The 6,750-nt window shown below is 62.0% G+C and carries 4 protein-coding genes and 2 tRNA genes; all 6 read right to left on the bottom strand.

Going from position 1 to position 6,750, the window contains the following annotated elements; genetic code table 11:
• Positions 1-87 precede the first annotated feature (87 nt).
• Positions 88-164 (bottom strand) — tRNA-Asp (locus tag AAHB16_RS25775).
• 27 nt (positions 165-191) lie between these two features.
• Positions 192-267: transfer RNA gene (locus AAHB16_RS25770), tRNA-Val, on the bottom strand.
• 177 nt (positions 268-444) lie between these two features.
• Positions 445-2,856 (bottom strand): endopeptidase La, encoded by a 2,412-nt coding sequence (lon, locus tag AAHB16_RS25765; protein WP_150371512.1) that lies wholly within the window; start codon positions 2,854-2,856, stop codon positions 445-447.
• 287 nt (positions 2,857-3,143) lie between these two features.
• Positions 3,144-4,424, bottom strand: coding sequence for an ATP-dependent Clp protease ATP-binding subunit ClpX (gene clpX, locus AAHB16_RS25760; protein WP_150371510.1), 1,281 nt, complete (start codon positions 4,422-4,424; stop codon positions 3,144-3,146).
• A 164-nt stretch (positions 4,425-4,588) separates the two neighbouring features.
• Positions 4,589-5,239 carry an ATP-dependent Clp endopeptidase proteolytic subunit ClpP gene (gene clpP, locus AAHB16_RS25755; protein WP_150371508.1) on the bottom strand — a complete coding sequence of 217 codons (651 nt, stop codon included), beginning with the start codon at positions 5,237-5,239 and terminating at the stop codon, positions 4,589-4,591.
• 107 nt (positions 5,240-5,346) lie between these two features.
• Positions 5,347-6,702, bottom strand: coding sequence for a trigger factor (tig, locus tag AAHB16_RS25750; RefSeq protein ID WP_150371506.1), 1,356 nt, complete (start codon positions 6,700-6,702; stop codon positions 5,347-5,349).
• Positions 6,703-6,750 lie beyond the last annotated feature (48 nt).

The following is a 6,750-nucleotide window of genomic DNA, read 5'->3' as shown; positions in this document are numbered from 1 at the left end:
CCCCCCCCCGCCCCCCCCCCCCCCCCCCCCCCCCCCTCCACTCCGCATAAAGAAAAACACCCGCTGTCGCGGGTGTTTTCTTGAAACTGGCGGAGTGGACGGGGCTCGAACCCGCGACCCCCGGCGTGACAGGCCGGTATTCTAACCAACTGAACTACCACTCCTGAATCGGTACCCATGCAACGCAGCGGTGGTGGGTGCTGAGGGGCTCGAACCCCCGACCTACGCCTTGTAAGGGCGCCGCTCTACCAACTGAGCTAAGCACCCGCATGCGTGACACGAGTCAATCTCGCTTCGCACGGCTCGGCAGGTACTGCTTCGATTGCCGCTGTTTGCGTTGCGAGGCCGCGATTGTAATCCAGGTGTTTGCGATTTGCCAAGCCTTGCGCACAAGAAAAAACGCCACGGTTTCCCGTGGCGTTTCTCGTCTTCGGCGATGCGCGATCAGTGATGCGTCATCTCGACCGTGGACTTGGACTTGTCCGCCACATCGGCAGGCTTCTCCACTTCCTCGGGCAGCGGCTCGGGCTTGCGCTCGAGCGCGAGCTCCAGCACCTTGTCGATCCACCGCACCGGCACGATCTCGATCGCGTTCTTCACGTTGTCAGGAATCTCGGCGAGGTCCTTGACGTTCTCTTCCGGAATCAGCACCAGCTTGATACCGCCACGATGGGCCGCCAGCAGCTTCTCCTTGAGACCGCCAATCGGCAGCACTTCGCCGCGCAGCGTGATCTCGCCCGTCATCGCGACATCGGCACGCACCGGAATACCGGTCAGCACCGACACCAGCGCCGTCGTCATCGCACCGCCCGCCGACGGACCATCCTTCGGCGTCGCGCCTTCCGGCACGTGGATGTGGATGTCGCGCTTCTCGAACATCTCGTCCGTGATGCCCAGACGACGTGCCCGCGAACGTACCACGGAGCGCGCGGCCTCGACCGATTCCTTCATCACGTCACCGAGCGAACCCGTACGCGTGATGTTGCCCTTGCCCGGCATGATCGCGGCTTCGATGGTCAGCAGATCGCCGCCCACTTCCGTCCACGCCAGACCGGTCACCTGGCCCACCTGGTTCTCCTTGCCCGCAAGACCGAAGTCGTACTTGCGCACGCCGAGGAATTTGTCGAGGTTCTCGGAATCCACCTTCACCGAGCCCGACTCCTTCTTCAGCAGCAGCAGCTTGACCACCTTGCGCGCGATCTTGGAGACCTCGCGTTCCAGCGAACGCACACCGGCTTCCCGCGTGTAGTAGCGGATGATGTCGCGAATCGCCGCGTCGGTCACCTCGATCTCGCCCACCTTCAGACCGTTGTTCTTGATCTGCTTGGGCAGCAGGTAACGCTCGGCGATGTTGACCTTCTCGTCCTCGGTGTAACCCGAGAGGCGAATCACTTCCATCCGGTCCAGCAGCGGCGGCGGAATGTTCAGCGAGTTCGACGTCGCCACGAACATCACATCCGACAGATCGAAGTCGACCTCGATGTAGTGGTCCTGGAACGTATGGTTCTGTTCCGGGTCCAGCACCTCGAGCAGCGCCGACGACGGGTCGCCACGGAAATCCATGCCCATCTTGTCGATTTCGTCGAGCAGGAAGAGCGGATTGCGTACGCCGACCTTCGACAGGCTCTGCAGGATCTTGCCCGGCATGGAGCCGATATAGGTCCTGCGGTGGCCGCGGATCTCGGCCTCGTCCCGCACGCCACCCAGTGCCATGCGCACGAACTTGCGGTTCGTCGCGCGCGCCACCGACTGGCCCAGCGAGGTCTTGCCCACACCGGGGGGCCCGACCAGGCACAGGATCGGCGCCTTCACCTTGTCCACGCGCTGTTGCACCGCGAGGTACTCGAGAATGCGTTCCTTCACCTTCTCGAGGCCGTAGTGGTCTTCATCCAGCACGCGCTCGGCGTTCGCAAGGTCGTTGTTGACCTTGCTCTTCTTGCGCCACGGCAGGTTGACCAGCGTGTCGATGTAGTTGCGCACGACGGTCGCTTCCGCGGACATCGGCGACATCAGCTTGAGCTTCTTGAACTCGGCGTCGGCCTTCTTCTTGGCCTCCTTGGGCATCCGGGCAGCCTTGATGCGCTTGTCGAGTTCCTCGAGGTCAGCGCCCTCTTCGCCTTCGCCCAGTTCCTTCTGGATGGCCTTGACCTGCTCGTTCAGGTAGTACTCGCGCTGGGACTTCTCCATCTGGCGCTTGACGCGGCCACGGATGCGCTTTTCCACCTGCAGGATGTCGATCTCGCCTTCGAGCTGCGACAGCAGGCTCTCGAGACGCTCGGTCACATTGACCATCTCGAGGATCTTCTGCTTCTGCTCGAGCTTGATCGGCAGATGCGCGGCGATCGTGTCGGCCAGGCGGCCGGCTTCGTCGATACCCGACAGCGACGTCAGGATCTCGGGCGGGATCTTCTTGTTGAGTTTCACGTACTGGTCGAACTGCGACACGATCGCGCGGCGCAGGGCCTCGGTTTCGGCGCTTTCGACCGGTGCGGGCGGCACGGGCACGGCTTCGCACATGAAGTGCGAGTCGTCCTCGCTCACTTCGGTGATGTTCGCACGCTGGGTACCCTCGACCAGCACCTTCACGGTACCGTCGGGCAGCTTCAGCATCTGCAGGATATTGGCGATGCAGCCGACCTCGTAGAGGTCATCGGCCGTCGGCTCGTCTTTCGCCGCCGTCTTCTGGGCCACGAGCATGATGCTCTTGCCCGACTCCATCGCAGTCTCAAGCGCCTTGATGGACTTCGGGCGACCCACGAACAGCGGGATCACCATGTGCGGAAACACCACCACGTCGCGCAGGGGCAACAGTGGGAGGCGAATCGGCTCAGCCGGGAGGAGTTGTGTTCCGGACATCATTTTCCCCAGTCAGTCATTTAAGGCGTAAATAGGGCCGCGGGAATCGATTACAAGACAGCTATCATCGATTTCGGTGCAAGAAAACAATATGCCGAAAAAAGCATTTCCGTCACATGCCTCACCCTGCACTTGCGACCCGCTCCTGAACAGCATACCCGCGTTTGCTCCCGTTCGTCGTTTGAAATGAAGAAAAAAAGCCGCTCGCTTCGACGCGAACGGCTCCTTGAATTTATCGCCGGTCTGGCATCCACCACTCGGACGACATGGGCATCGATTCGCGTCCCTCAGTTCGAGCCGGCTACCTTGGGCTGCTGCGGTTCTTCGTAGATCAGCAGCGGCGGCGCGTCGCCGGTGATCGTGTTTTCGTCGATCACCACCTTGTGCACACCCTTGTAGTTCGGCAGGTCGTACATGACGTCCATCAGGGACTGTTCGAGGATCGAACGCAGGCCGCGGGCACCCGTCTTGCGGCGGATGGCCTTGCGGGCGATCGCGGACAGCGCGGCCGGACGAATCTCCAGCTCCACGCCTTCCATCGCCAGCAGCTTCTGGTACTGCTTGACCAGCGCGTTCTTCGGCTCGACCAGGATCTGCATCAGCGCGGCTTCGTCCAGCTTGGCCAGCGTTGCCACTACCGGCAGACGCCCGATGAGTTCCGGAATCAGGCCGAACTTGATCAGATCCTCGGGTTCGGTCTGCGGCAGCACCTCGCTGACGTCACGCTCTTCCTTGCTCTGGACCTGCGCGGCAAAGCCGATGCCGGTCTTGTCCGAACGCTGCATGATGACCTTCTCCAGACCATCGAACGCACCGCCGCAGATAAACAGGATGTTCGTCGTATCGACCTGCAGGAAGTCCTGATTCGGGTGCTTGCGGCCGCCCTGCGGGGGCACCGAAGCCATCGTGCCTTCGATCAGCTTCAGCAGCGCCTGCTGCACGCCCTCGCCCGACACGTCGCGCGTGATGGACGGATTGTCCGATTTGCGCGAAATCTTGTCGATTTCATCGATATAGACGATGCCGCGCTGCGCCTTCTCGACTTCGTAGTTGCAGTTCTGCAGCAGCTTCTGAATGATGTTCTCGACGTCCTCGCCGACATAGCCGGCTTCCGTCAGCGTGGTCGCGTCGGCGATCACGAACGGCACGTTGAGCAGGCGGGCCAGCGTCTGGGCGAGCAGCGTCTTGCCGGAACCGGTCGGGCCGATCAGCAGGATGTTGCTCTTCGACAGCTCGACGTCGTCCTTCTTGCCGAGGTGCTTCAGGCGCTTGTAGTGGTTGTACACCGCCACGGCCAGGATCTTCTTGGCCTGTTCCTGACCGATCACGTATTGGTCGAGGCTCTCGCGAATCTCGTGCGGGGTCGGCAGGTCGGAACGGGTAGCGGCAGCGGCGTCCTTTTCGGACGCGGCTGCCTCGTCGCGGATGATCTCGTTGCAGAGGTCGATGCATTCATCGCAGATGAAGACCGACGGGCCCGCGATCAGCTTCTTGACCTCGTGCTGGCTCTTGCCGCAGAACGAGCAGTACAGAAGCTTTTCACTGGAAGAACTCTTTTTGTCCGCCATAGGATTCAGTCACATTAGCAGTGTGGCCACACGGAGCCGGGCTGGCCTCCGCGGGAAACGCATGAAACGCATCATACGCCAAAACAATTGGGCCGACCGGTGTTGCTTGAAAGCAAAAAACGAGGCACATGGCCTCGTTCCAAGGTAGGCTGGCCGACGCGCGCTCAACCGCGCCGCGCGATGACCTTGTCGATCAGGCCGTAATCCACCGCCTGGTCGCCGCTCATGAAGTTGTCGCGATCGGTATCGCGCGCGATTTTCTCCACGGGCTGGCCCGTCACTTCGGACAGGATGCTGTTGAGGCGTTCGCGCAGGTACAGGATCTCGCGCGCCTGGATCTCGATATCCGAGGCCTGGCCACGCGCGCCGCCGAGCGGCTGATGGATCATGATGCGCGAGTTCGGCAGCGCGGACCGCTTGCCCTTGGCACCGGCGGCCAGCAGGAACGCGCCCATGCTCGCTGCCATGCCCATGCACAGCGTCTGCACGTCCGGCTTGATGAACTGCATCGTGTCGTAGATGGCGAGGCCCGCGGAAACGGAGCCACCCGGCGAATTGATGTAGAGCGACACGTCCTTGTCGGGATTCTCGCTCTCGAGGAACAGCAATTGCGCCACGACCAGATTCGCGGTCTGGTCGTTCACCTCGCCAACCATGAACACCACGCGTTCCTTGAGCAGGCGCGAGTAGATATCGTACGCGCGCTCGCCGCGGCCGGACTGCTCGACCACCATCGGCACCAGCCCGAGACCCTGCGTCTCCAGGGCCGAAGCCTGCGTCGTGGCCAGACGGTCTAGCAAATCATTGCGGGTCATGCAGGTTCTCCAGGTATTCAGGGGATGACGGCCAGCTTGGGTCCCTGCCGGGGGTTTTCAACCCCGGCCAAACCCTTGCCGGCCGCTTCACGCGAATCAGGCCCGAATCAAGCTTGTTGCGGATTCGACTCGGCGGTCAGTTCCTCGAACGACACCGTCTTGTCCGTGACCTTGGCCTTCTCGCACACGAAATTTACCACGTTGTTTTCGAGCACGTAGGCTTCCATTTCGGCCAGGCGCTGCTGGTCGCCGTAGTACCAGCGCATGACTTCCTTCGGGTCTTCGTAGCTCTTCGCGAAGTCCTCGATTTCGGCCTTGATCTGCTCGGGCTTGGCCTGCAGGCTGTTGGCCTTGACGATCTCGGCCAGGATCAGGCCCAGCTTCACGCGGCGCTCGGCCTGCTGGGTGAACATGTCGGCCGGAATCGGCATGTCCTTGGCGTTCGGCATGCCACGTTGCTCGAGGTCGCGGCGGGCCATTTCGACCAGGCGTTCCTTGTCCTGGTCCACCAGGGCCTTCGGCACGTCCAGTTCGCTCACCTTGATCAGCGCTTCCATGACTTCGTCCTTCAGCATGGCGTGCGTGCGGCGCTTGACTTCGCGCTCGAGGTTTTCACGGATGTCGGCGCGCATCTTCTCGACGCTGCCGTCGGCGATGCCGAGCGACTTCGCGAATTCGTCGTTCACTTCGGGCATGTGGGCCCACTCGACGCGCTTCAGCGTGATCGTGAATTCGGCGGTCTTGCCGGCCACTTCCTTGCCGTGGTAGTCGGCCGGGAACGCGAGCGGGAAGGTCTTGCTCTCACCGACCTTCAGGCCGATGGCGGCGGCTTCGAACTCGGGCAGCATGCGGCCTTCGCCGAGCACGAACGCGAAATCTTCGGCCTTGCCGCCGGCGAATTCCACGCCGTCGATCTTGCCCACGAAGTCCACGGTCACGCGGTCGCCATTCTTGGCGGCGACATCGCTGCCACCGTCGCCATGGTCACCGGCTTCGCCGCGCACGTGGTAGTGCACGCGCTGCTTGCGCAGGATGTCCACGGTCTTGTCGATCTCGGCGTCGCCGATCTCGGTCTTCGTGCGGGTCACTTCGGCGCCGGTCAGTTCGCCGATCTTGACTTCCGGATACACCTCGAACGTTGCCTCGAAGGCCACTTCGTCGTCAGCGACGCCGTCGGTCTTCAGGTCGAACTTGGGCTGGCCGGCCACCTTGACGTCCTGCGCCTGGGTGATGTCGAAGAAGGCGCGTGCGGCCTTGTCGAAGCGGACTTCGAACTCGACCTGCTGGCCGTACTGCTTCTCGACCATCTTCATCGGCACCTTGCCCGGGCGGAAGCCGGACATCTTCACCGTCTTCGACAGGCGAACCAGGCGTTCCTGCGTTTCCTTCTGCACTTCAGCCTTGGGGATGGCCAGGGTCACCTTGCGGTCCAGCTTGCCGAGATTTTCAATGACGTTCGACATGGTCGTTGATCCAATCCAGAAATGTTGTTGTCTCTGCCTACTTCACGT

Origin of the sequence: Cupriavidus sp. OTU4054, from assembly GCF_038440175.1 — a bacterium.
In the GTDB taxonomy this organism is placed as follows: Bacteria; Pseudomonadota; Gammaproteobacteria; order Burkholderiales; family Burkholderiaceae; genus Cupriavidus; species Cupriavidus pauculus_D.
Note: the sequence above shows the minus strand (reverse complement) of the source record. Positions and strands in the feature narration are given on the sequence as shown.